This window comes from Corallococcus sp. AB018, assembly GCF_003986945.1.
In the GTDB taxonomy this organism is placed as follows: Bacteria; Myxococcota; Myxococcia; order Myxococcales; family Myxococcaceae; genus Corallococcus; species Corallococcus exiguus.
The window spans coordinates 17,250-40,486 of the sequence record NZ_RAWR01000009.1; the positions used below are offsets into that span (position 1 = coordinate 17,250).

At 68.6% G+C, this 23,237-nt stretch carries 19 protein-coding genes; 11 read left to right on the plus strand and 8 right to left on the minus strand.

Annotation, left to right across the window (positions count from 1 at the left end; translation table 11 throughout):
* Nucleotides 1-16 precede the first annotated feature (16 nt).
* Both D7Y11_RS03500 and D7Y11_RS03505 read left to right on the plus strand, forming a co-directional pair.
* Entirely contained in the window at nucleotides 17-1,090 is a 1,074-nt protein-coding gene (locus D7Y11_RS03500; protein ID WP_120578041.1) for a fatty acid desaturase, read from the plus strand.
* A 120-nt stretch (nucleotides 1,091-1,210) separates the two neighbouring features.
* Entirely contained in the window at nucleotides 1,211-2,554 is a 1,344-nt protein-coding gene (locus tag D7Y11_RS03505) for an FAD-binding oxidoreductase (protein ID WP_120578042.1), read from the plus strand.
* 21 nt (nucleotides 2,555-2,575) lie between these two features.
* On the opposite strand, the gene D7Y11_RS03510 is transcribed toward D7Y11_RS03505, so the two are convergent.
* The 6 genes from D7Y11_RS03510 to D7Y11_RS03535 form a co-directional block, all read right to left on the minus strand.
* On the minus strand, nucleotides 2,576-3,676 hold the full coding sequence (locus D7Y11_RS03510) for a hypothetical protein (protein ID WP_126933003.1): 1,101 nt from the start codon (nucleotides 3,674-3,676) through the stop codon (nucleotides 2,576-2,578).
* Nucleotides 3,677-3,803: 127 nt separating this feature from the next.
* Nucleotides 3,804-5,429 (minus strand): leucine-rich repeat domain-containing protein, encoded by a 1,626-nt coding sequence (locus tag D7Y11_RS03515; RefSeq protein WP_126933004.1) that lies wholly within the window; start codon nucleotides 5,427-5,429, stop codon nucleotides 3,804-3,806.
* Nucleotides 5,430-5,439: 10 nt separating this feature from the next.
* Nucleotides 5,440-5,805: a DUF6285 domain-containing protein gene (locus D7Y11_RS03520; protein WP_126933005.1), complete on the minus strand. Its 366-nt coding sequence runs from the start codon at nucleotides 5,803-5,805 to the stop codon at nucleotides 5,440-5,442.
* Entirely contained in the window at nucleotides 5,798-6,820 is a 1,023-nt protein-coding gene (locus D7Y11_RS03525; protein ID WP_233607187.1) for a phosphotransferase family protein, read from the minus strand. The genes D7Y11_RS03520 and D7Y11_RS03525 overlap by 8 nt, the downstream gene beginning before the upstream one ends.
* Nucleotides 6,817-8,019, minus strand: coding sequence for an acyl-CoA dehydrogenase family protein (locus tag D7Y11_RS03530; RefSeq protein ID WP_126933006.1), 1,203 nt, complete (start codon nucleotides 8,017-8,019; stop codon nucleotides 6,817-6,819). Before D7Y11_RS03530 ends, D7Y11_RS03525 begins: the two co-directional genes overlap by 4 nt.
* A 24-nt stretch (nucleotides 8,020-8,043) precedes the next feature.
* The gene (locus D7Y11_RS03535) at nucleotides 8,044-8,817 is read right to left on the minus strand and encodes an SDR family NAD(P)-dependent oxidoreductase (protein ID WP_126933007.1); all 774 of its coding nucleotides are present in this window, start codon (nucleotides 8,815-8,817) and stop codon (nucleotides 8,044-8,046) included.
* Nucleotides 8,818-8,949: 132 nt separating this feature from the next.
* On the opposite strand from D7Y11_RS03535, the gene D7Y11_RS03540 reads away from it, so the two are divergent.
* From D7Y11_RS03540 to D7Y11_RS03580, 9 genes are read left to right on the plus strand one after another with little or no spacing between them, the layout of a single operon-like run.
* Nucleotides 8,950-9,792, plus strand: coding sequence for an enoyl-CoA hydratase-related protein (locus D7Y11_RS03540; RefSeq protein ID WP_126933008.1), 843 nt, complete (start codon nucleotides 8,950-8,952; stop codon nucleotides 9,790-9,792).
* Nucleotides 9,789-10,451, plus strand: a complete 663-nt coding sequence (locus D7Y11_RS03545) for a TetR/AcrR family transcriptional regulator (RefSeq protein ID WP_120595143.1) — start codon at nucleotides 9,789-9,791, stop codon at nucleotides 10,449-10,451. The genes D7Y11_RS03540 and D7Y11_RS03545 overlap by 4 nt, the downstream gene beginning before the upstream one ends.
* Nucleotides 10,452-10,459: 8 nt before the next feature.
* Nucleotides 10,460-11,290, plus strand: a complete 831-nt coding sequence (locus tag D7Y11_RS03550; protein WP_126933009.1) for an NAD(P)-dependent oxidoreductase — start codon at nucleotides 10,460-10,462, stop codon at nucleotides 11,288-11,290.
* Between the two features lie 54 nt (nucleotides 11,291-11,344).
* Complete coding sequence (locus tag D7Y11_RS03555) at nucleotides 11,345-13,183, plus strand: long-chain fatty acid--CoA ligase (RefSeq protein ID WP_126933010.1); 1,839 nt, start codon at nucleotides 11,345-11,347, stop codon at nucleotides 13,181-13,183.
* 20 nt (nucleotides 13,184-13,203) lie between these two features.
* Entirely contained in the window at nucleotides 13,204-14,343 is a 1,140-nt protein-coding gene (locus D7Y11_RS03560) for an acyl-CoA dehydrogenase family protein (RefSeq protein ID WP_126933011.1), read from the plus strand.
* A 12-nt stretch (nucleotides 14,344-14,355) separates the two neighbouring features.
* Nucleotides 14,356-15,504 carry an acyl-CoA dehydrogenase family protein gene (locus D7Y11_RS03565; protein ID WP_126933012.1) on the plus strand — a complete coding sequence of 383 codons (1,149 nt, stop codon included), beginning with the start codon at nucleotides 14,356-14,358 and terminating at the stop codon, nucleotides 15,502-15,504.
* Nucleotides 15,505-15,532: 28 nt separating this feature from the next.
* Nucleotides 15,533-16,744, plus strand: a complete 1,212-nt coding sequence (locus D7Y11_RS03570; RefSeq protein WP_126933013.1) for an acetyl-CoA C-acetyltransferase — start codon at nucleotides 15,533-15,535, stop codon at nucleotides 16,742-16,744.
* A 38-nt stretch (nucleotides 16,745-16,782) separates the two neighbouring features.
* Complete coding sequence (locus D7Y11_RS03575; RefSeq protein ID WP_120578056.1) at nucleotides 16,783-18,960, plus strand: 3-hydroxyacyl-CoA dehydrogenase NAD-binding domain-containing protein; 2,178 nt, start codon at nucleotides 16,783-16,785, stop codon at nucleotides 18,958-18,960.
* 27 nt (nucleotides 18,961-18,987) lie between these two features.
* Nucleotides 18,988-20,370, plus strand: coding sequence for an aldehyde dehydrogenase family protein (locus D7Y11_RS03580; RefSeq protein WP_126933014.1), 1,383 nt, complete (start codon nucleotides 18,988-18,990; stop codon nucleotides 20,368-20,370).
* A 44-nt stretch (nucleotides 20,371-20,414) separates the two neighbouring features.
* Here the strand turns inward: D7Y11_RS03580 and D7Y11_RS03585 are convergent, their stop codons facing one another.
* Both D7Y11_RS03585 and D7Y11_RS03590 read right to left on the minus strand, forming a co-directional pair.
* On the minus strand, nucleotides 20,415-22,328 hold the full coding sequence (locus tag D7Y11_RS03585) for a hypothetical protein (protein ID WP_304485875.1): 1,914 nt from the start codon (nucleotides 22,326-22,328) through the stop codon (nucleotides 20,415-20,417).
* Between the two features lie 275 nt (nucleotides 22,329-22,603).
* A complete protein-coding gene (locus tag D7Y11_RS03590) occupies nucleotides 22,604-23,209 on the minus strand; it encodes a hypothetical protein (protein ID WP_126933015.1) in 606 nt (201 codons plus the stop codon).
* Between the last annotated feature and the right edge of the window lie 28 nt (nucleotides 23,210-23,237).

The window sequence follows — 23,237 nt, forward strand, 5'->3', positions numbered from 1 at the left end:
CGCTCAGGCAACCGCCATGAACGACTTCTCTTCGTCCAGTCCCCTGCCCCCGGATGACGCCAAACGGCTCCGCTCGGAGTTGCGCCGCGTGCTGCCCCCGGAGGCCTTCGAACGACAACCCCTGCGCGGCATCGTCGCGCTCTGCCTGGTGCCCGTGGAGGCGGCGCTCATCTGGGTGCTCGGCACCTGGACGCTGCCCCACTGGGCGTGTCTGCTCATTGCATTCGCGCTGGGACAGCTCGTCACCGCCGTGGGGCTCGCCGCGCATGAAGCCCTGCACCACTCGGTGTTCCACAGCCGCAAGTGGGAGAGCCTGCTGGGCTGGGTGGGCTTCGCGCCCTTCCTGGTGACACCGGGCAACTGGAGGGCCTGGCACGTGCAGGCTCACCACAGCGCCGCCAACGTCCTCGTGAGGGATCCGGACATCCTCCCGCGGAGGACAGACTGGCACACCCAGGGATTCGCGAAGCTGTTCCACGCCATGTCCCCTGGGTCCGGACACTGGCTGAGCTTCATCAGCTTCAGCGTCTTCTTCACCGCGCAGGGCCAGGCCTTCCTCTGGCACCACTGCCGGCTGCCCGCGTTCCAGCACGTGCACCTGCACCGGGCCCGGGAGCGCGTGCTCACGGTGCTCGTCACCGTGGGTTGGGTGGCGCTCGGGTGGGTCCTGGGGCCCCGCGCGGCGTTCTACGCGCTGGTGCTCCCGCTGCTCATCGGGAACGTCACGTTGATGATCTACATCGCCACCAACCACTGGATGCAGCCCGCGGCGGAGGAGGCGGACAACCCCTTCGTGAACACCGCCAGCGTGGAGACCCACCCGCTGATGAACTGGATGCACTTCAACTTCAGCTACCACCAGGAGCACCACATCTTCCCGGCGCAGAGCCCCAGGTACGCCCCGCTCCTGCGCAAGCACCTGCGGGAGCTGAGCCTCAAGTCCTCCATCGTCTACCCGCACCTGCACGCCCTGCGCATGCTGTACCAGCGCCCGGCGCTCTACTCCGCGGATGGCCAGTCACTGATGGACCGGGACGGCACGGGAGAGGTGAGCACCACGGAGCTGCGCCGTCGGCTCGAAGCCACCTGAGCAGTATCATTCGCCCGGACGCCCGGCCGGTGGGCGGGCGTCCGGGTTGGCCCCGCTCCGACAGGCAAGGGCTCACCACGCGCCGCGGCATCCCCACCCTTCCGCCAACGGAGGAAATGGATGCTCACGGAGTCGGTGTCAGGCGGTCCCCGGACGGTGTCGCTTCACGAAGCGAAGGTGGAGGCCATCGCCCGGCAGCTGCGGCAGCGAAAGGGAACGGGGCCCGCGTCCTTCAAGAAGAAGTCCCCGCCCCACAGCGTGCCCAAGCGGTTCGACTCGCGGCGTCGCGACGAGAAGGTGGACCTGGGGGACCTGGACGCCATCCTCGACATCGACCCCGTGGGGATGACCTGCACCGCCGAGCCCGCCGCCACCTTCGACGCGGTGGTGCGCGCGACGCTGCCGCACGGGCTCGTCCCGTTCATCGTCCCCGAGCACAAGACCATCACGCTCGGGGGCGCCATCGCGGGGTGCTCCATCGAGTCCATGTCCTTCCGACAGGGCGGCTTCCACGACACGTGCCTGGAGTACGAGGTCATCACCGCGAAGGGGGACGTGCTGCGCTGCTCGCCGAAGGAGGAGCCGCTCCTCTTCCAGATGATGCACGGCTCGTTCGGAACGCTGGGCATCCTGTCCAAGGTGCGCTTCAAGCTCACGCGAGCAGCGCCCTACGTGCGGGTGACGAACGAGACGCACTCCACGCTGGAGTCCTTCCAGCAGGGCATCTGGCACCACTTCCAGGAGCCGGGCGCGGACTACCTGGACGGGCAGATCTTCTCGCCCACGAAGCACGTGCTGTGCGTGGGCCACTTCGTGGACCGGGCGCCGTACGTGAGCCGCTACGAATGGCTCACCGCGTACTGCGAGACCATCCCGCGCCGGAGCGAGGACTACCTCACGACGTATGACTACCTCTTCCGCTACAACCGGGGCGTCACGCACGCCCGGCCGCAGAACCTGCTCGCGAGGGCGCTGTTCGGAAAGTTCATCCACTCCGACAGCGTGCTGAGGACCGCCAACCGCTTCACCCAGCTGCTGCCGAAGAAGGACCCGCCGGTCATCGTGGACGTGTTCATCCCCTTCTCGCGCTCAGCGGACTTCATGGACTGGTACCACCGCGAGATGCGCCACTACCCCGTCTGGTGCGTGCCCTTCCGGCGGACGCGTGACTACGAATGGCTGACACCCCAGTGGTGGGCCGGAATGAACGACCCACTGTTCCTGGATCTGGCCGTGTACGGCATGCCGCAGCCGCCGGGCCGCAACGTCTACAAGGAGCTGGAGGACGAGCTCCAGCGCGTGAACGGAACCAAGACGCTCATCTCGTACAACTACTACGACGAGGCGACCTTCTGGAGCATCTGGAACCGCGAGACGTACCAGGCCGTGAAGCAGCGCACGGACCCGGACAACCTCTTCCGGGATCTGTATGTGAAGACGTGCAAGGCGGCGCTCGGCCTGTAGTCAGCGCGGGCCGGCCAGGCTTCAGCCAATCTCAGTGCGCAGGTTCAGCGGACCGGCGGGGACGCCCACGTCGTGGAGCGCGGGGTCGTCCTTCTCCGTCTGCCAGGCGTTGGCTTCCGTCACGGTCTTGCCGGTCGCCTCGTTGGAGATGGACATCTTGCCGTTGTGGCCCGCGGGGGCAATCTGGCTGGTGTCGAAGCCGCTCCAACCCGTGCCGGAGTTCGCGAACGTGGCCTCGCCCCAGGTCTGACCGGAGTTCGCGCCGGGCTTCGCCGTGCCGTCCTTCGACGCGGCCCACGCCACGCTGGTGTTGCTGTCGAACGCCACCACCTGCGATTGGCCGGGCTGGAGCGTGAACGTCTTGGGCGTGCTCTTGTCGAAGTTCTGCCCGTCGTTCGGGTTCCCGTTCTCGCCCGTCTTGTTCCAGAGCGTGATGGTCTGCGGCTCGCGGGTCTTATTGGTGAAGGTGTTCGTGTACTTGAACTGGCCCTTCTGGCTCTCGTCGATGAGCTGCATGTTGCTGTTGTAGGGCGACCCGACGTTGTTCTTCGCGAGCCACGGCGCGTTCGCGGGCGCGGGCTCCGTGGAGCCGGCGGACGGAGGACCGAAGCCAGGGCCCGCGTCACTGTTGTACGTGGGGTGCGCCGGAGCCGCCGCGCTGGAGGCCGGAGCCGCGCTCTGGGCCGAGGGAGCCGCCGCCGAAGGAGCCGCCGCCGAAGGAGTCGGGGGAGCCGCCGACGCGGGAGCCTCGAAGGTGGAGGCCGAAGACAAGGGAGCCGCCTGCTGCGCCGGAGCCGCACCGCCAACGCCGCCCACCGCGGACGCGGCACCCTCGGCGCCCTGGCCCAGGCCCGCGGGCGACTGCGTCTGGAGGAGCTTCACCAGCTGCGTGAGCTGGGCCACGACCTCCGACAGCTGCTTCTGGAAGTCCCCGGAGGCACCGCCCACCTTGCTCGGGCCCTGCTCGAACGAGTCGGCCATGAACATCCGGCGCAGGTCGTTCCGGGGCTGCTGAACCGAAGCCCCCACCACACCCTGAGCCGGAGCGGCGGCCGGCTTGAGCTGGGAGATGCTCGAGGAAGGCTGGAAGGAGGACGCGCGGTTCAGGGAGGAGATGGACATGCCGGGACCCAAGAGCAGGACGCATGCCAGCCCCTGGACTCCGTGAAATCAGTCACTTGGGCCAGGCGATCCCCGCCCTTCGCGATGACGCCATTCACCAGCTGATGTCTGGCGTCACCAGGGGGCATCAGCCAGCGCGGGCCGCGAAGACGTCCCGCAGGCCCGCGATGAGCGCGTCGCCGGGATACGGCTCGCCCAGGGGGCCCAGCGCGTCGCGCAGCGCTCCGAAGAGCGCGTGGACGTGCCGGGGCTTGTCGCCGTCCCAGTCCAGGTGCCGGGCGATCGACTCGCTCTGCACGCGGAACTTCTCCAGCGATTCCTCGTAGGGCGCCGCCGTGGGGATGTTGATGCGCAGCAGCAGCGCCAGCAGCGCGAGGGCCTCCGCGAAGTCGTAGCGGTCCGCCTTCGCGTCATAGAAGGACTCCAGGCGCACGGTCTCCGGCTTGAACCAGTAGCCGATATAGGCCGCCGCCTTCTCGCGGCTGCGCTCCACGTCCACCTGGAGCTGGCCGTGCAGCTCCGGATCCACCTGTGTCACCAGCGAATGGAGGACCGTGGCCTTGCTCAAGGTCGTGCTGTCGAAGCGCCGCGTCGGCAGCGTGCGCAGCGGCGTTCCCTCGAAGGTGAGCACCTCCAGCTTCGGCAGCCGCGTGAGGACCTCCGGGAAGTCGAACATGAGCTGGACCTTCCGCCAGCTCCCGAAGGCCCACCGGACGTAGGCGTAGGGGTTGTTGACCAGGTTCACCCGCCGCAGCTCGACGCATCCGGCCAGTGACTCCGGCAGCCGCCAGAGGCAGTTGGCCTCCAGGTCCAGGACCCGCAGCTTCTTGAGCTCGCCGATGGACTCGGGCAGTTCCAACAGGCCATTGCTCCGCAGGTCCAGCTCGCGCAGCTCCGTGAGCTGCCCCAGCTCTTCCGGGAGCGTGCGGAGGTTGTTGCGGCGGAGGTTGAGCTTCTCCAGCTTGCGGAACAGGAAGAGCTCCTCCGGAAGGGACGTGAGTCCCTTGTCCTCCAGCGTCAGGCTCTTGACCTTGTCGGGCTCCGCGCTCTTCTTCGCGACGAGCTGACGGAACGCCTCCCGGATGCTGGTGAACGCGTCGCGGGCAACGGGCTTGCCGTCCGCCAGCCGTTCCCGCACCTTCTCCAGATCGACGCGGCCGTCCCTCACCACCGACGGGACGAAGACGCCCTTCCCTTCGTAGGGGTCCTTCACGTCCTCCACCCCGCCGGCCACCGCGAACACCTTCGAGTCCTGACCCAGGTAGCGATGCGCGTCGACAGCGCCCGCCACCTTGAAGGAGTAATGCGAGGCAAGGGTGCGGGCCTTGAGGTTGCCGCCCACGGAGACGCTGCCGTGGTTGTAGACCGCCACCAGGTCTTCGGTCGTCAAGTCGCCGGTGACATGGATCCGGGCACCGCCAATGGCGATGCGCTTCGCGACGAGGTTGCCGTGCACCTGGAGGAACGGGCCGAAGTCGTTCTCCCAGTTGAGCACGCAGCCTTCGACGGTGAGGTTGCCTCGCACGATGAGGCCGGTGAACGGAGGCTCATCGTCGTCGTCCTGCGCGAAGATTCCCTGGTGGAAGTCCAGCCCCAGGTCGTAGGGCATGACGACATTCCCGGTGAGGACGAGCACGCGGTCCGAGTCATCCTCGCGATTGCCAGGGGCCTTCACCTCGTCGCGAACCTGGGACCAGGTGAAGATTTCGAACGGCAGGTCGCGGGCGGGAGACGGGGACGCCTTCTTCTTCATGCCCCGACCTCTACCCCATGCGGTCGGAGGCCGGCAGGGCCTTCGGTGCGCTCTCCCGGACGCGTTGGAGGGTGGAGTCCCAGAGCAGCGACCAGGCCTCGCGGTTTCCATCAAACCCGCCCTGGCGGATCCGCGCCGCCAGCTCGCGGTTCAGCTCCGCGAGCCCCCCTTCGCGCTGGAGCAGGACCGACAGCGCCCCGCGTTCCTCCTGCTGGGGCTCGTCACCCGCGCGGAGTTGCCGCTCCGCGATACCCATCGCATTGGCGATCATCCGCGCCGCGTAGACCTTGTCCTCCGGCAGCCCGGGCAGCAGCTCCCGGAGCAGCACCTCGCGAGCAATCGCCAGCAGCGCGGCCCCGTCCGGCTGTTCACGCATTCCGTCCTCCCGTCATCGAAAGAAGTTCCAGCTCCAGCTCCGGCACGACATGCGCCGTCAGCGCCAGCTCCAGCGAGGGCTCGCGGCCGGAGACGTGACGCTCGCCCTGCTGCAGGGCAATCACCGCCCACCGCGCATGGGCGAAGACCTCCCAGTAGCGCACCGCCTCCCAATCCAGCGTGCGGCCGCTCACGCGCGCATAGCCGCGCGCCAGCGCCTCACGGGAGCCAATGCCTCCCGCCTCCTTGTCGAACTGGCCGAAGCGCCAGCACCGCGCGCAGAACCACCCGAGGTCCTCCAGTGGGTCCGACCACGCCGCGAACTCCCAATCCAGCACGGCCGTGAGGCCGGCTTCGTCCAGCATGTAATTGCCGGTGCGGAAATCGCGATGCGTCAGCACCAGCTCCGGAGTCTTTGGCGCATGCCGCTCCAGCCAGCGGATCCCCCACTCCAGCGCGGGAAACGCCGTGTGGTGGCCGTCCAGGAAGGATTGGAACTCCTTCACGCCCCGCAGCGCGGGCGACAGCGCGGGCACCGGGAGGAAGGACAGGGCTTCCACGGGAGGACGGATGGCATGCAGCCGCGCCAGCTCCGCACCCAGCCGTTCGGTCAGCGCTTCGCGGTCTCCGCCCAGCCCCAGGTCCTTCACGATGCGATGCCCGGCGGCGATCCCCCGGGCCTTGCGCATCACGAAGAAAGCGCGCCCAAGCACGGAGCCATCTCCCAGCCACAGCGGCTCCGGCACCGTCACGCCCGCGCGGAAGGCCTCTCGCAGCAGGGCGAACTCCTGGGCACGGTCGTGCGACACGGAGACGCCCGAGGCCGCATCGGAGCGCAGCACGCACTCCAGCACGCCTTCATGCGGCCCTCCGCTCACCACAGCCGTCAGCAGCCAGTTCTCCTGGATGGCGCCCCCGGAGAGCAGGCGCGCATCGACGAGCCGCACCTCGCGGGCCTCCGCCTTCGTGGCCAGGAAGGACTCCAGCGCGTGCCTGTGTTCCTCGCGCATCGTCATCCCACGCCCCACCGGAAGAAGTCCGCGCCCTCCGACAGATAGGCACGCGACAGCACCATCTTGTGGATTTCACTGGCCCCATCCACCAACCGCGCCTGACGCGCGTACCGGTAGATCCATTCAACGAGCGTGTCCTTGGAGTAGCCGCGCGCGCCCATCAACTGGATGGCCGTATCCGCGGCCTTGTGCAGCGCATCCGCCACGTGGATCTTCGCGATGGAGATGTCCGTGCGCGCGAAGTCCCCCTGGTCCAGCTTCCAGGCGGCGCTCATGGTGAGCAGCCGCCCGATGTGGATGTCCTTGGCCGCGTCGCCCAACATCCACTGCACGCCCTCATGCTGAGCCAGGGTCTCCCCGAAGCTCATCCGCCGCGAGACGTAACCGCCCGCCTCCTCCAGGCACCGCTTCGCCAATCCCAGCCAGCGCATGCAGTGCGTGAGGCGCGCCGTGCCCAGACGGATCTGCGTCACCTTGAGGCCATCACCCACGCCCAGCAGGCGATGTTCGTCCGGAATGCGCAGCCCCTCGAAGACGAGCTCGCAATGACCACCGTGCTCCTCGGGCCCCATGATGGGAATGCGCCGCTCGATACGCCATCCAGGCTGACTGGCGTCGAAGAGGAACGCAGTGAGTCCCTTGCGCTCGTCGTCGGAGGTGCGCGCCACGACGATGAAGTGCTGCGCGCCCTGGGCACCGGTGATGAACCACTTGCGGCCCGTGAGCACCCATTCGTCGCCCTGCTTCTCCGCCCGCGTATAGGTGAGTGACGGGTCGGAGCCGCAGCCATCCGGCTCCGTCATCGCGAAGGCGGAGCGCACCCGGCCGTCGATGAGCGGCTGCAACCAGCGCTGCTTCAGCGCCTCCGTCGCGAGCACCTTCTCCAGGACGATCATGTTGCCGTCATCCGGGGGCGCGGCGTTGAACATCACGGGCCCGAAGGGCGAACGCGCCGCCTCCTCGTAACAGGCCGCCATGCCCACCACGCCCAGCCCCTGCCCTCCGCGAGCCTTGGGCATCTGGAAGGCCCAGAGCCCCTGCGCGCGGGCCAGCTCCCGCACCCGAGCCACCACCTCCTCGCGGAGGTTCTCGTGCGCGTCGAACGCATCCGGCTGCTTCTCCAGCGGCAGCACGTGCGTGGCCACGAACTCACGCACGCGCAGCCGGTACGCTTCGATTTCAGGGGACAGCGAGAAGTCCATGGAGTCACCAGTCCGAAGGAAGGACTACAAGGTGGAGCAGAGGTGGCCACCATCCACTTCAATGACAGAACCACTCATGTAGCTGCCGGCCTCCGACGCCAGCAGCAGCAGCGGCCCATCCAGCTCCCGCATGTGTCCCAGCCGCCGGAAGGGAATGCGAGCGAGCAGCTTCTGTCCCGCGTCCTTCCCGAAGAAGGTCCGGTTGAAGTCCGTCTCGATGTAGCCAGGGGCCAGCGCGTTCACGCGGATCCGATGCCGAGCCAATTCGAACGCCATCGCCTTGGTGAGGTGGATCAACCCGGCCTTGGAGGCACAGTAGGGCGCCACCCCGCCGCCCACCCGCAGGCCCAGGATGGACGCGATGTGGATGATGCTGCCCGGCGCCTCGCGCTCCACCAGACGGCGCGCCACGGCCTTCGACACGAGATACGAACCCTTGAGGTTGGTGTCGATGACCGCGTCCCACTGCGCCTCCTCCACCTGGAGGAAGAAGCCGTCGCCGGACACGCCCGCGTTGTTCACCAGCACGTCCAGCACCCCACCCGCCAGCGCCTCCGCCTCGGCCACGGCCTCCTGCACGGACGCCGCGAGCGTCACGTCCATGGACACCGCATGGGCACGCAGCCCCAGCTCCCGCAGCCGCTCCACCTCCGCGGTCAGCCGGTCCGAGCGCCGCGCCGCCAACACCACCTCCGCGCCCGCCCGGGACAGCACCTCCGCGAAGTGCAAACCCAACCCTCCGGAGGCGCCCGTCACCAGCGCACGGCGGCCCTCCAGGCCAAACGCATCCACACTCATGAACGGGCTCCAGGGCAGGCAATCGATGACGCGAAACGTCGAAGACTCCGGGGCGATGGCAATGACTCTTGCTGTTGACGCCGCGCCAACAAGTCTCCACTATACCCAGCACATGAGCCAGGATTTCCAACCATGAGCTACCAACACATCCGCGTTTCCTACGCGGACCGGGTCGCCAATGTGGAACTGCACCGGCCCGAAGCGCGCAATGGCTTCACCGTGCTCATGGCGGATGAACTGGCCTCCGCGCTCGCCGCGGCGGACGCGGATGAAGCGGTGCGGGTGGTCATCCTCTCTGGCGCCGGCAAGGACTTCTGCGTGGGAGCGGACCTCAGCGGTCAGTCCCTGGAGGTCACGAACACAGACATCCCCGGCGGTGCCTGGGTCGAACCCGCGACGCGCGTGGCCCGCCAGCTGTTCATGTTGAGAAAGCCAGTCATCGCCGCCATCCAGGGCGCGGCGGTGGGCGTGGGCTCCACGATGATCCTCCCCGCGGACTTCCGGCTCGCGGCCAGGAACAGCCGTTTCGGGTTTGTCTTCAGCCGGCGAGGCATCTACCCGGAAGCGGGCTCCTGCTGGTTCCTGCCTCGGCTGGTGGGCCTGGGCCGCGCCATGGATTGGATGGTGAGCGGGCGGCTCGTCCCCGCGGAGGAGGCACTCAGCGCGGGGCTGGTCCAATCCCTCCATGAACCCGAGGCCCTGGCCACCGCGGCGCAGACGCTCGCTCGGGAGCTGGTGGAATCAACCGCGCCGGTATCCGTGGCCGTCATCCGTCAGGCGCTCTACCGGATGAGCGCCCTCCCCTCGCCGGAGCCCGCGTTCGCCCTGGACAGTCAGCTCATCGCGAGCCTCGGAGAGAGCCCGGACGCGCTAGAAGGTGTCATGGCCTTCATGCAGAAGCGACCCGCGCGATTCTCCCGGACGGTGACCCAAGACCTGCCTGTGTTCCTCCCCTGGCAGGAGACCCGGCGATGAGCGCCCTGGCCCCCCGCTGGAAGCGGCTGGAACCGGACGAGCGCCGGAAGCAGATCCTCGAGTGCGCCATGCGCCTGTTCGGCGAGCGCCCCTACGCGGACGTCTCCACCACTGACATCGCCAAGGAGGCGGGCGTCGCGCGGGGACTCCTCAATCACTACTTCGGGCAGAAGCGGGACCTCTACTTGAAGGTCGTGAAGCGAATGCTGCTCATGCCCGGCATCGAAAAGAGCGTCCCCATGACCGGAACCCTGCGAGAGCGCGTGGAGCGCAGCGTCGAGTGGTACCTGGACACCGTGGCGACCCACGGCAAGACGTACCTGGCCGTCATCGGGAGCGGCAGCATCGGCGCGGATCCGGACGTGGACCGCATCATCGCCGAGGCGGACGACGTGGCCGCGTCGCGAACGCTCGAGTTCCTGGGGCTCAAGGCCGAGGTCGGCAACGATTCGCGGCAGCGGGCGATGATCCGCTCCTACAGCGGGCTGGTGAAGGCCTCCATCCGCGAGTGGCTCCGCGACGGGACGCTCACCCGCGAGGAGACGCACCTGCTCCTGAGCGAATCACTCCTGCTCATCGTGCGCGACCTGCTCCCCCAGCTCGCCCAGACGGCCACGCCCGGACGTGCCACCCCGGCGAAGCCGAAGGCCCAGAAGTGACGCGGCCGATGGCCGGTCCGGGCCCGCTCACCGGACGCACGCTGCTCATGTCCGGCGGAAGCCGTGGCATCGGGCTGGCCATCGGTGTCGCGGCCGGACGGCTGGGCGCCAACGTCGCGCTCCTGGCGAAGACGGGCACGCCGGACCCGCGTCTGCCGGGAACGGTCCACACGGCCGCCGCGGAGATTGAAGCCGCGGGCGGCAAAGCACTCGCGGTGGTGGGCGACGTGCGGGACGAAGCGGACGTGCAGCGCGCCGTGGACGAAACGGTGGCCCGCTTCGGCGGCATCGACTTCTGCCTCAACAACGCCAGCGCCCTGGCCCCGCTGAAGACCGAAGAGCTCCCGCTCAAGCGCTTCGACCTGATGCAGCAGATTCAACTGCGCGGGACGTTCCTGCTCACGCGCACGGCGCTGCCGCACCTGCGGCGCTCGTCCCACGCGCACATCCTTTCGTTGTCCCCACCTGTGAACCTGGCGCCCCACTGGATGGGCCTGCACCCGGCGTACACGATGGCCAAGTACGGCATGACGCTGCTCACGCTCGGCTGGGCGGCGGAGCTGGCGGACGCCGGCATTGGCGCGAACGCGCTCTGGCCTCGCACGCTCATCGCCACCGCCGCCGTGAAGAACCTGCTCGGCGGGGACGCGTCCATGGAGCGGGCCCGCGCGCCGGAAATCATGGCGGACGCGGCCGTGGCCATCCTCCAGCGCCCGCCGCGCGAGTGCACCGGACAGACCTTCATCGACGAGGACGTCCTGCGCGCGGGTGGAGTCACTGATTTCAGCCGCTACGGCGGCGGCCCGGATGTAGCGCTCGACCTGTACGTCGATCCCTGAAGAGGAAGCACGACAGACAACCTGATTGTCCTTTGACCTGGCGGAGGTGTGTCCATGGGTGCGTTTGACGCGAACCTGGAAGCGCAGTGCCTGTCCCTCGCGGCCCAGCTCACGCTGCCGCGCCTCCTTCAGCGCAACGCCACGGAGTACGCGGACGCGCCCGCCCTCACCTCCGGGAACAGCACCCTCACCTGGAGCCAGCTGCGTCAGCGCACCGCCGCGATGACCCGCGGGCTCTGCGTGCTGGGGCTGAAGCGGGGCGAGCGGATGATGATCATGATGTCCGGCCGGCCGGAGCATTGGATCATCGACTATGCGGCGGCCCACCTGGGCGCCATCTCCTGTACCGCGTACCAGACCCTGAGCACCGAACAGGTGGGCTACGTCGCCCGGCACAGCGCGGCCACGGTGGTGGTGCTGGAGGGCGCGGACGAGCTGGCCCGGTGGTGGCCGGTGCTCGAATCGCTCCCCGCCCTCAAGCGCATCGTCGTCGTGGACGCCTCCGCCCTTCCACGCGGGGACTCGCGGTTCATCTCCTTCGCGGAGCTCGAAGCCGAAGGCCGCGCCCTCCACGAGGCCAACCCCCAGTCCTTCGAGGACGCCTGGAAGGACATCCGCCCGGAGGATCCGCTGGCGATGATGTACACCTCCGGCACCACCGGCGACCCCAAGGGCGTGGTGCTGAGCCACCTCAACGCCTTCTATGAAGCCGTCGCGGTGGACCAGTGCGTCCCCGTGCCGATGCACGTCCCCTCCATCGCCTATCTCCCGCTGGCGCATGTGGCGGAGCGCGAGCTGGGGCTGTACCGGGCGCTCTACAAAGCGCTGCACATGCACCTGTGCACGGACCCCACGGGCGTGGTGCCGCTGTTGGCCCGCTCGCGAGCGCCCGCGTTCTTCGGCGTGCCGCGCCTCTGGGAGAAGCTCGCGTCGAGCCTGCGCTTGAAGGTGGACGCGCTCCCCTCCGCCCAGCGTGAGCCCCTGCTCGCCGCCCACGCCGCCGCGCTGGAGTCCTTCCGGCTGCGCGGCTCTGGCAGGGCCGTGCCGCCGGAGGCCCAGCAGAAGGCCGCGGACGCCGAAGCGCGCGTGCTCGAACCGCTGCGCAAGTCCATGGGCCTGGATGCGTTGCATTGGACGAGCAGCGGCTCCGCGCCCATCCCCGTGGACATCCTCGAGTACCTGGGCGGCTTCGGCATCCAGGTGCTGGAGGTCTGGGGCATGAGCGAGACCACCGGCTGCGCCACCATCAACACTCCCACCGACTTCCGAGTCGGCTCCGTGGGGCGGCCCATCCCCGGGCTCCAACTCAAGCTGGCGTTGGACGGGGAAATCTTCGTGCGCGGTCCGGTGGTGTTCATGGGCTACCTCGCGGCGGACGGCCAGATTGCCCGCGCGACGGACGCGAACGGCTGGCTCGCCACTGGCGACATCGGCACGCTCGACGCGGACGGATTCCTCAGCATCACCGACCGCAAGAAGGAGCTGATCATCACGTCGAGCGGGAAGAACATCGCCCCCTCCAAGCTCGAAGGCATGCTGCGCGCCCACCCGCTGGTGGCCCAGGCCATCGCGATTGGCGACGGCCACCCCTACGTGACGGCGCTCGTCTCCCTGGATCCGGAGGCCGCGCCGCTCTGGGCCAAGGCCCGGGGCCTGTCCTCGGTGTCGCTGGAGGAGCTCGCGCGAGACCCCACCGTCCAGGCCGAGCTGGAATCCCTCGTCGCCGCGGCCAACGTCCGCCTCTCCCGTTCCGAGCAGATCAAACGCTTCCACGTCGTCCCGGAAGCATGGTCCCCGGTGACGGGAGAGCTGACGGTCACCCTCAAGCTCAAGCGCCGCGTGCTGCTCGCGCAGTACGCCGAACGCATCGCCGTGCTCTACGCGATCGCCTGACGTCCCTTCGGAGAACCGCCATGCATGTGAGAACCCCGGAGCAAGCCTCGTTCGCGGATGCCATCGACGCGTTCTGCCGCGCCAGGACGGGCACGCGCGCGCAGCGGGACGCGCTGACCCACGACGGCACGGAGGCCCACGCCCCCGGCCTCTACGCCCACATGGCCGAACTGGGCTGGCTGGGCGTGGGAATCCCCACGGAGTACGGCGGGTCCGGCGGAGGCATGTCCGAGATGTGCCTCTTCGCGGAGCGGACCGCCTATGGGCTCGCGCCCGTGGGCGGATACATCACCACCGCGGTGGCGGCGGGCCCCTACGCGAAGTTCGGGACCCCGGTGCAGAAGGAGACCGTCCTCGGCGGCATCGCGCGCGGCCGGGTGGAGGCCATCTCCATCTCCGAGCCCGGAGCCGGATCCGACGCCGCCGCCATCACCTGCCGCGCGCTCCGGACGCACGGGGGCTTCGTGGTCAACGGCCAGAAGACCTGGTGCTCCAACGCGCACTTCGCGGACCACGTGTTGCTCGTGGCGCGCACGAACTCCGTGGGTTCGCGGCATGAAGGCCTCACCATGTTCTGCGTCTCCGCGGGCACGCCCGGCATGGAGATCCGCGGCATCCCCACGATGGGCGGCAAGGAGGTCAACGACGTCTTCTTCACGGACTGCTTCCTGCCGGAGTCCTCCGTGGTCGGCCTCGTGGACCAGGCGTGGCCCCAGCTGATGGCGGGGCTCAACAGCGAGCGGCTCCTGCTCGCCGCGTCCATGCTGGGCCGGGGCCGGCGCGCGTTCGACGACGCCGTCGCCTACGTGAAGGAGCGCAAGCAGTTCGGCCGCGCCGTCGGCTCATTCCAGGCGCTCAAGCACCGCATCGCGGACCTGGCCACGGAGCTGGATTGCTGCGAGCTGCTCGTCTACCGCGTGGCGGCCATGGCCGACGAGCACCCGGACCGGATGCTCCCCCGCGAGGCCTCCATGGCGAAGCTCAAGACGACGGAGACCGCCAAGCGCGTGGCCCTGGAGGGCATGCAGATGATGGGCGGCTACGGCTACGCCACCGAATACGACATGGAGTCGCACCTGCGCGCCACGGTCATCTCCACCGTCTACGGCGGCACCAGCGAAATCCAGCGCGACATCATCGGCAAGACCTTCGGACTCTAGGAGACAGACATCATGACGACGGCACGTCCCCGGTGGAGCTCGGATGACGTCGAGCAGGTGCGCACGCTCGCGGCCACCTACTTCACGAAGGAGGTCCTCCCCAACCTGCCCAAGCACGTGGAGCAGGGCCATCCGGACAAGGCGCTCTACCGCCGCGCCGGAGAGCTGGGCCTCCTGTGCATGTCCATCCCGGAGGCCTACGGCGGCGTGGGCGGCACGTTCGCGCACGAGGCGGTCCTCATCGAGGAGCAGATCCGCGCCGGGGACCCATCCATGGGCTTCCCCGTCCACTGCGCCATCGTCGCGCACTACCTGCTGGCCTACGCGTCGGAGGCCCAGAAGGAGAAGTGGCTGCCCCGCCTGGCCAGCGGCGAGTGGGTGGGCGCCATCGCCATGACCGAGCCGGGGACGGGCTCCGACCTCCAGGCCATCTCCACCCGCGCGGTGCGTGAAGGCGACTTCTACCGGGTGAGCGGCGCGAAGACGTTCATCTCCAACGGCCACGTGTGCGACTTCATCATCATCGTCGTGCGCACCGGGCAGCCGGGCCATGCGGGCATCTCCCTGTTGTGCGCGGAGGTCTCCGACACGACGCCCGGCTTCCAGCGCGGCCGCATCCTCGACAAGCTGGGGGGCAAGGGACAGGACACCACCGAGCTCTTCTTCGACGACCTGCGCGTCCCCGCCGTCAACCTGCTGGGAGGCGAGGAGGGCCGGGGCTTCGCCCAGCTCATGCAGCAGCTGCCCCAGGAGCGGCTGACCACGGCCATCATCGCGGTGGCGAGCCTGGAGCGCGCGGTCCAGCTCACGGTCGAGTACACGAAGCAGCGCCACGTCTTCGGCAAGCCGCTCTTCGCCCTGCAGAACACGCGCTTCGAGCTGGCGGAGTGCGCCACCCTCCAGCGGGTCTGCCGCACCTTCGTGGATGACTGCGTCGCGTCCCACCTGGAAGGCGCACTCGATGTGACGACGGCGGCCATGGCGAAGTACTGGGTGTCCGACCAGGCCTGCCTCGTCGTGGACCGCTGCCTCCAGCTGTTCGGCGGGTATGGGTATATGAAGGAATACCCCATCGCCCATCTGTTCGCGGACACCCGCGTCCTGCGAATCTTCGCCGGCGCGAACGAGGTCATGAAGGAGCTCGTCGCCCGGTCCCTGTAGCCCCTCCCTTCTCACAAGGAGGCTCCCCGTGAGCCAGGAAGCATTCATCTTCGACGCCGTCCGTACCCCTCGCGGCAAGGGCAAGAAGGGCGCCCTGCACGGCACCAAGCCGGTGTCGCTGCTCGTCGGCCTGGTGGACGCGCTCAAGCAGCGCAACCCCACCCTGGACCCGAAGCACATCGACGACGTGGTGCTGGGCGTCGTGTCCCCCGTGGGCGACCAGGGCGCGGACATCGCGCGCACGCTGGTGCTGGCCGCGGGCCTGCCGGACACCACCGGCGGCGTGCAGCTCAACCGCTTCTGTGCCTCCGGCCTGACGGCGGTGAACATGGCCGCGCAGCAGGTGCGCTCCGGCTGGGAGCACCTGGTCATCGCGGGCGGCGTGGAGAGCATGTCCCGCGTCGCCATGGGCTCGGACGGCGGCGCGTGGGCCATGGACCCCGCCACCAACTACGACACCTACTTCGTGCCACAGGGCATCTCCGCGGACCTCATCGCGACCATGGAGGGCTTCACCCGCGAGGACGTGGACCGCTACGCCGTGCGCTCGCAGGAGCGCGCCGCCCACGCGTGGAAGAACGGCTACTTCCAGAAGTCCGTCGTCCCCGTGGTGGACCAGAACGGGCTCATCATCCTGGACCGCGACGAGCACATGCGCCCGGACTCCACCGTGGCCTCGCTGGGCCAGCTGAGCGCGTCCTTCACCACCATGGGTGAGATGGGCGGCTTCGACGCGGTGGCGCTCCAGAAGTACCACGCGGTGGAGCGCATCCATCACGTGCACACGCCGGGCAACTCCTCCGGCATCGTGGACGGCGCGGCGCTGGTGCTGGTGGGCTCGGAGAAGGTGGGCAAGACGCTGGGCCTCAAGCCTCGCGCGCGCATCGCCGCCGTGGCCACGTCCGGCGCGGAGCCCACCATCATGCTCACCGGTCCGCTGCCGGCCACCCGCAAGCTGCTGGACATCGCAGGCCTGTCGGTGAAGGACATCGACCTCTTCGAGCTCAACGAGGCCTTCGCCTCCGTGGTCCTCAAGTACCAGAAGGACCTGGACATCCCGGACGAGAAGCTCAACGTCAACGGCGGCGCCATCGCCATGGGTCACCCGCTGGGCGCCACCGGCGCCATGATTCTTGGAACCGTGGTGGATGAACTGGAGCGGCGCAACGCGCGCCGCGCGGTCGTCACCCTGTGCGTCGGCGGCGGCATGGGTGTGGCCACCCTCGTCGAGCGCGTCTGACCCTTCCCTCCCCTTTCAAAGACTTTCGAGCGAACACCATGAGCGAACAGAACACCCTGCGCTGGGAACAGGACGCGGACGGCATCGTCGTCTTGACGATGGACGACCCCTCCCAGTCCGCCAACACCATGAACGCCGCCTACGTGAAGTCCATGCGCGCGGCGGTGGACCGGCTGGTGAAGGAGAAGGACAGCATCACCGGCGTCGTCATCACCTCCGCGAAGAAGACCTTCTTCGCGGGCGGCGACCTCAACGACCTGCGCAACGTCAAGAAGAGCGAAGCGAAGCAGGTCTTCGACCTGGGCCAGGAGATCAAGGCGCAGCTGCGCGCGCTGGAGACCCTGGGCAAGCCCGTGGTCGCGGCCATCAACGGCGCGGCGCTGGGCGGCGGGCTGGAGATCGCCCTCGCGTGTCACCACCGCATCCTCGCGGACGTGAAGGGCGCGGTGGTGGGCCTGCCGGAGGTGACGCTGGGCCTGCTGCCCGGCGGCGGCGGCGTGGTGCGCACGGTGCGCATGCTGGGCATCACGGACGCGCTGATGAAGGTGCTGCTCCAGGGCCAGCGCTACCGCCCACAGGAGGCGAAGGAGCTGGGGCTGGTGCATGAGGTGGTGCCTTCCGTGGACGCGCTCCTGCCCGCGGCGAAGGCGTGGGTGAAGGCGAACCCGAAGGCGCAGCAGCCGTGGGACCAGAAGGGCTACAAGATTCCCGGCGGCACGCCTTCACACCCAGCGTTCGCGGCGAACCTGCCCGCCTTCCCCGCCAACCTGCGCAAGCAGCTCAAGGGCACGAACATGCCCGCGCCGCGCGCCATCATGGCGGTGGCGGTGGAGAGCACGCAGGTGGACGTGGACACCGCGTTCACCATCGAATCGCGCTACTTCACGGAGCTCGTCGTCGGTCAGGTCGCGAAGAACATGATGCAGGCGTTCTTCTTCGACATGCAGCACATCAACTCCGGCGGCGGCCGTCCCAAGGGCTTCCCGCAGCACACCGCGAAGAAGGTGGGCGTGCTGGGCGCGGGCATGATGGGCGCGGGCATCGCCTACGTGTGCGCCAAGGCCGGCATCGACGTGGTGCTCAAGGACGTGACCCTGGCCGCCGCGGAGAAGGGCAAGGGCTACTCCGTCAAGCTGGTGGAGAAGGCCGTCTCCAAGGGCTCCGTCACGAAGGAGAAGGGCGACGCGCTGCTGGCGCGCATCACCCCCGCGGAGGACCCGGCCGCGCTCGCGGGCTGCGACCTGGTCATCGAAGCGGTGTTCGAGGACGTGAAGCTCAAGCACAAGGTCTTCCAGGAGATTCAAGGCGTGGTGGCGCCGGACGCGGTGCTGGGGTCCAACACCTCCACCCTGCCCATCAGCCTGCTCGCGGAGGGCGTGACGCGGCCGCCGGACTTCGTCGGCATGCACTTCTTCTCCCCCGTGGACAAGATGCCGCTGCTGGAGCTCATCGCCGGCAAGCAGACGAGTGACGCGACGCTGGCGAAGGCCATCGACATCGCGGTGCAGATTGGCAAGACGCCCATCGTCGTCAATGACAGCCGGGGCTTCTTCACCAGCCGCGTCATCGGCACGTTCCTCAACGAGGCCATCGCCATGGTGGGCGAGGGCATCGCGCCCGCGTCCATCGAGCAGGCGGGACTCCAGGCGGGCTACCCCGCCGCCCCGCTCCAGCTGGTGGACGAATTGACGCTGACGCTGCCCCGGAAGATCCGCCAGGAGACGAAGGCGGCCGTGGTGGCGGCGGGCCAGCCGTGGGTGGACCACGGCAGCTACGCGGTGATGGACGCGCTCATCGATCAGCACGGGCGCAAGGGCCGCTCCACGGGCGGCGGGTTCTACGACTACGCGGACGGCAAGCGGACGAACCTCTGGCCGGGGCTGGCGCAGCACTACACCAAGCCCGGGCACACCATCCCCTTCGAGGACATGAAGGAGCGGATGCTCTTCGCGGAGGCCATCGACACGGTGCGCTGCTTCGACGAGGGCGTGCTGCGCTCGGCCGCGGACGCGAACGTGGGCTCCATCCTGGGCATCGGCTTCCCGCCGTGGACGGGCGGCGTGGTGCAGTACATCAACGGCTACGAAGGCCCCTCCGGCACGGGGCCTCGCGGCTTCGTCGTCCGCGCGCGCCAGCTGGCGGAGCGCTACGGGAAGCACTTCCTGCCGCCCGCGTCCCTGGTCGCCAAGGCTGAACGTGGAGAGCTGCTCGAGTAACCCCTTACCCACACAAGAGGTCGCCCCATGAGGAATCAGCGGGAGCATGACGTGAAGGCACTCGTTTCAAGGCAGCGCGCCTGTTTCGAAACCCGCGTCACGCTCCCGCTGAAATGGCGGCAGGAGCAGCTGCGGGCGCTCGAAGCGACGGCCCGCAGGCATGAGGAGGCCATCCTGGCCGCCCTCAAGGCAGACCTCTCGAAGAGCCCGGAGGAGGCCTACCTGACGGAGGTGGGCAGCATCTACGGGGAGCTGAAGACGGCCCTCAAGCACGTGAAGGCCTGGATGGAGCCCCGCAAGGGCTCCGCGCCGCTCGTCATCCAACCGGCGAAGGCCTGGCAGTACGCGGAGCCCCTGGGCGTGACGCTCATCATCGCGCCCTGGAACTATCCCTATCAGCTGTCGCTGGCGCCGCTCATCGGGGCGCTCGCCGCGGGCTGCACCGCCGTGTTGAAGCCTGGTGAGCACGCGCCAGCGACCTCGCGCGTGCTCGCGAAGATGCTGGGCGAGGCGTTCCCGCCCGAGGTCGTCTCCGTCGTGGAGGGCGGCGTGGAGGAGAGCCGCGCGCTGCTCGACGAGCGGTGGGACCTCATCTTCTTCACCGGAGGCCCGCAGGTGGGCCGGACCGTCGCTGAAGCGGCGGCCCGGCACCTGACGCCCACCGTCCTGGAATTGGGCGGCAAGAGCCCCTGCATCGTCGACCGGAGCGCGGACCTGGAGGTCACCGCGCGCCGCATCGCCTGGGGCAAGTACGTCAACGCCGGGCAGACCTGCATCGCGCCGGACTACGTGCTCATCCCTTCCGACCTCCAGGAGCGCTTCACGGCGCTGGTCCAGAAGGCCGTGCGGAGCTTCTACGGCGACGACGCGAGCACGAGCGCCGACTACGGTCGCATCGTCAACGCCCGCCACTTCGAGCGCGTCAGCGCGCTCGCGTCCCATGGGAACATTGCCTTCGGTGGAGAGCGCGACGCAGCCAGCCGCTTCTTCGCGCCCACCGTCATCACCGACGCGCCGCTGACAAGCCCGCTGATGCAGGAGGAGATCTTCGGCCCCCTGCTCCCGCTGGTCGACTGCGCGAACGTCGACGACGCCATCCGCTTCGTGCGCGCCCGCCCGAAACCTCTCGCGCTCTACACCTTCGCGCGGGACGCCGCGGTGAACGAGCGCGTGCTCGCGGAGACGTCCAGCGGTGGCGCCGTCACCAACGACGTGTGCGTCCACTTCGCCGCGGAGGGGATGCCCTTCGGCGGCGTGGGCGAGTCTGGCCTGGGCGGCTACCACGGCCAGTCCAGCTTCGACGCCTTCAGCCACAAGAAGAGCGTGGTGAAGCGGCCGTTCATCCTGGACATGAAGCTGCGCTACCCGCCCTACACGGGGAAGCTGGACCTCTTCCGCCGCTTCCTGTGACGGGCCAGGGGGCGCGGACCCTTTCCGCGCCCCCTCCCCTCTGATTACAGCGTCTTCATGTATTCGATGAGGGCCCAGCGCTCCGGGTCGGTGAGCGACTGGGTGAAGTCATGCCCCTCGTTGCCCATGCCGTAGAAGTGGGTGTTGAAGATCATCCGGGAGCGGATCTGCTTCTGGGTGATGGGCGGCGGCGACTGGTAGGCGAGCGAGTTGTAGTTGGCGACCAGGTTCGCGATGTTCGCGAAGAGCACGTCGGCCGTCGCCATCTCCTCGCTGCACGGGATGAACGGGTCGTTGGACGGGGAGTTGGCGCAGGGCAGCGACGACACCTTCCACCCCAGCTTCCCGAAGTCATAGGACGCGTAGCTCGCGTCGTAGCCCGCGTTGGTCCCCAGGATGTTGGCGGAGGTCTGCAGGCGCTTCCACACCGACGGCCGGTCCGCCGGCTTCAGCACGTCCCAGAGGGTGGGCACGCTGCCGTTGTGGAAGAACGGCGCGGAGGCCCACGCGCCATAGAGCGGCGGCGCGATGTAGCCAAACGGGCTGATCCACTCGTTGGGCCCCAGGGGTGAATAGACGGGGCCCAGACCGTTGTCATACGCGCTGCGCGGCACGCGCCGCAGGGCGCTGGTGATGATGTCGTCGTAGAAGGGGCCGTGGTTGGGGGCCTCGTCGTTGTAGGCCAGGAAGGACGAGTTCCAGGCCTTGCGCTTGCGGATGTCCGCCATCAGGTCCTTGCGCGCGGGGTCCGTGCGGATGGTCTCAATGGGCGTAATCACGCCCGCCACGCCCTTGAGGCGCGGGTCGGGCAGGTACGCAGGGTCCGCGGCATGGCGCGGCGAATAGACGCCGTGGCAGGACGCGCAGGAGCCGTTGCCCGGCGCCTTGGGGATGTTGGCGTTGGCGCCGTTGGCCCACAGGTCCCGCTCGTGGAAGAGCACCGCGCCCTGCTCGGCGAGCGCGGTGTTGACCGTCTTCGGGTACGTGGGGGGTGACATCGAGATGAAGAAGTTGTCGTTGTCCTCGAACTCGACGGTCATCGCCCGGCGCTGCGCGGGCGTGCGCCCCAGGTTCGCGATGCTGAAGGCCATCTCCGAGCGGACGTTGTCCGACGTGAGGGCGCCATCCCAGAACTGCCGCGTCTTGAAGGCGCGGTGCCACCAGCTGGGCGCGCGGGACTGGCCGCCCGCGTGGGAGGGGAAGTATTCGAGCAGGCTGGGCGCCAGCGCGAGCGAGTCCATGTCGAAGAGCGCGGGCAGCAGGTCCACGATGCCGATGGCGTCACTGGTGCCGCGGCCCACGCTCCAGGGCACGGGCGCCAGTTGCAGCACGGTGCCCACGCCCGTCGAGCGGAAGAAGTCGGATTGGATCAACCCCGCGTCCAGCGCGTCGTTCGTGCGCCCCCACACGAAGCCGGCCTCCTGTTCGGTCCCCAACCGCGAGTCGTGGCACCCCGAGCAGCTGGAGCTGATGGCGCCCGTATAGCGCCCGTTCGAGTCCTTCTCCTGCACGAGCCCCAGGGGGAGCTGGCCGCTGCCGCCGTTGGTGAGGTTGGGGTTCTCCCACGGCAGCGGATAGGGATTGCGGAACGGCGCCTTCGCCATGCCGTAACGCTTGATGACCTGCTCGTCGAAGTCCGAAGGGCGGATGAGGAAGCCCCAGAGCAGGTAGAGGTTGTAGTAGGCGAGCGAGGTGGTGAACGGCTGGAAGTAGGCGCGCGTTTCAATGTTGTTGCGCCCCCGGGCCACGCTCGCGCGGAACTCACCGCACGTCGTGGGATTGGGCGGCAGCGTGGAGACGAACGGCGCCGGGGGATTGTGCAGATCCACCCAGTACGCGTTGAACTGGACCGCCGCCCCCGGCTTGTTGACGCCCGGCACCACCAGCGTGCGCGGATCCACCGGCAACGGCGTTGAGTCCGGCTTCCCATTGCAGGCCGCCACGAATGGCGACCGCACCGCCGTGGTCTCCAGCAGCGGTAAGGGAGCCGCGGCAGCCGCGGCACTGACCAGGAAGAGGACCAGCGAACTCGGACACGCCCACGTACGGCTCCATCGCAGTCTCATACACGGCCTCCGCGCCTATTGGCACTTTGACAACAAGGAACCTTGTAGGCCCCGGATTCCGGGGTCTCAATACGCAGCGCGTTAGCGTGTCTGGGAAAAACAAAGGGCCCGGAACGGTTGGTTCCGGGCCCTCGAGTGTTCACGTGTGTTGACGCTGGAGACTTGGGTCAGAGCACGCCCGGAGACGCCTTGGCCTGCGTCTTGGCGAAGATTTCGCGCAGGCGGGTGGCGACCTTGGGCATCACGTCCTCGAAGGCGAGCTCGGTGGACTGCCGCAGGGCCTCCTGCCCCGCGGACGCCCCACCCAACCACGCCGAGGCCGCCTTGCTCTTCTGGGACTCGCCCTCGATCAGGTCACTCACCTGGATGGCGTCCTGGGTCCCCCGGGAGCGCACCGTCAGCTTCAACTGCGACACGAAGCCACCGCCGTTGACGTCGAAGTACTGGATCTCCGGGACGATGAGCACGTCCGCGTCGCCCATGTCATCAGGGCTGGACGCCTCCTGGACGGACTGGAAGACGGTGCCCATCATCTGCGGGAAGCTGCGCGTGAGCCCTTCGCCAATGGTGATGTTCCAGGTGTGCCCGGCGCCCAGGACGAAGTAGCTGTCCGAGTCGATGCGCGCCTTCTGCTCGGGGGAGATGAAGTAGCGCGCGCGAAGCGCCAGCGGCGTCCCCGCGTTGGACATGGGCGCGGGGCTCGGCCGCACCTGGTGGGTACAGCCGACGAACGCGAGCAGCGCGAACAAAGGCAGAACGAGGTTTCTGGGCATGGCGACTTCATAGCCCACCCCTCCCTCT

What these genes read in the sequence shown, in the direction of transcription:
- D7Y11_RS03500 (WP_120578041.1), top strand. Translation starts at nt 17, where the DNA reads ATGAACGACTTCTCTTCGTCCAGTCCCCTGCCCCCGGATGACGCCAAA.
- D7Y11_RS03505 (WP_120578042.1), top strand. Translation starts at nt 1,211, where the DNA reads ATGCTCACGGAGTCGGTGTCAGGCGGTCCCCGGACGGTGTCGCTTCAC.
- D7Y11_RS03510 (WP_126933003.1), bottom strand. Translation starts at nt 3,676, where the DNA reads ATGTCCATCTCCTCCCTGAACCGCGCGTCCTCCTTCCAGCCTTCCTCG.
- D7Y11_RS03515 (WP_126933004.1), bottom strand. Translation starts at nt 5,429, where the DNA reads ATGAAGAAGAAGGCGTCCCCGTCTCCCGCCCGCGACCTGCCGTTCGAA.
- D7Y11_RS03520 (WP_126933005.1), bottom strand. Translation starts at nt 5,805, where the DNA reads ATGCGTGAACAGCCGGACGGGGCCGCGCTGCTGGCGATTGCTCGCGAG.
- D7Y11_RS03525 (WP_233607187.1), bottom strand. Translation starts at nt 6,820, where the DNA reads ATGACGATGCGCGAGGAACACAGGCACGCGCTGGAGTCCTTCCTGGCC.
- D7Y11_RS03530 (WP_126933006.1), bottom strand. Translation starts at nt 8,019, where the DNA reads ATGGACTTCTCGCTGTCCCCTGAAATCGAAGCGTACCGGCTGCGCGTG.
- D7Y11_RS03535 (WP_126933007.1), bottom strand. Translation starts at nt 8,817, where the DNA reads ATGAGTGTGGATGCGTTTGGCCTGGAGGGCCGCCGTGCGCTGGTGACG.
- D7Y11_RS03540 (WP_126933008.1), top strand. Translation starts at nt 8,950, where the DNA reads ATGAGCTACCAACACATCCGCGTTTCCTACGCGGACCGGGTCGCCAAT.
- D7Y11_RS03545 (WP_120595143.1), top strand. Translation starts at nt 9,789, where the DNA reads ATGAGCGCCCTGGCCCCCCGCTGGAAGCGGCTGGAACCGGACGAGCGC.
- D7Y11_RS03550 (WP_126933009.1), top strand. Translation starts at nt 10,460, where the DNA reads ATGGCCGGTCCGGGCCCGCTCACCGGACGCACGCTGCTCATGTCCGGC.
- D7Y11_RS03555 (WP_126933010.1), top strand. Translation starts at nt 11,345, where the DNA reads ATGGGTGCGTTTGACGCGAACCTGGAAGCGCAGTGCCTGTCCCTCGCG.
- D7Y11_RS03560 (WP_126933011.1), top strand. Translation starts at nt 13,204, where the DNA reads ATGCATGTGAGAACCCCGGAGCAAGCCTCGTTCGCGGATGCCATCGAC.
- D7Y11_RS03565 (WP_126933012.1), top strand. Translation starts at nt 14,356, where the DNA reads ATGACGACGGCACGTCCCCGGTGGAGCTCGGATGACGTCGAGCAGGTG.
- D7Y11_RS03575 (WP_120578056.1), top strand. Translation starts at nt 16,783, where the DNA reads ATGAGCGAACAGAACACCCTGCGCTGGGAACAGGACGCGGACGGCATC.
- D7Y11_RS03580 (WP_126933014.1), top strand. Translation starts at nt 18,988, where the DNA reads ATGAGGAATCAGCGGGAGCATGACGTGAAGGCACTCGTTTCAAGGCAG.
- D7Y11_RS03590 (WP_126933015.1), bottom strand. Translation starts at nt 23,209, where the DNA reads ATGCCCAGAAACCTCGTTCTGCCTTTGTTCGCGCTGCTCGCGTTCGTC.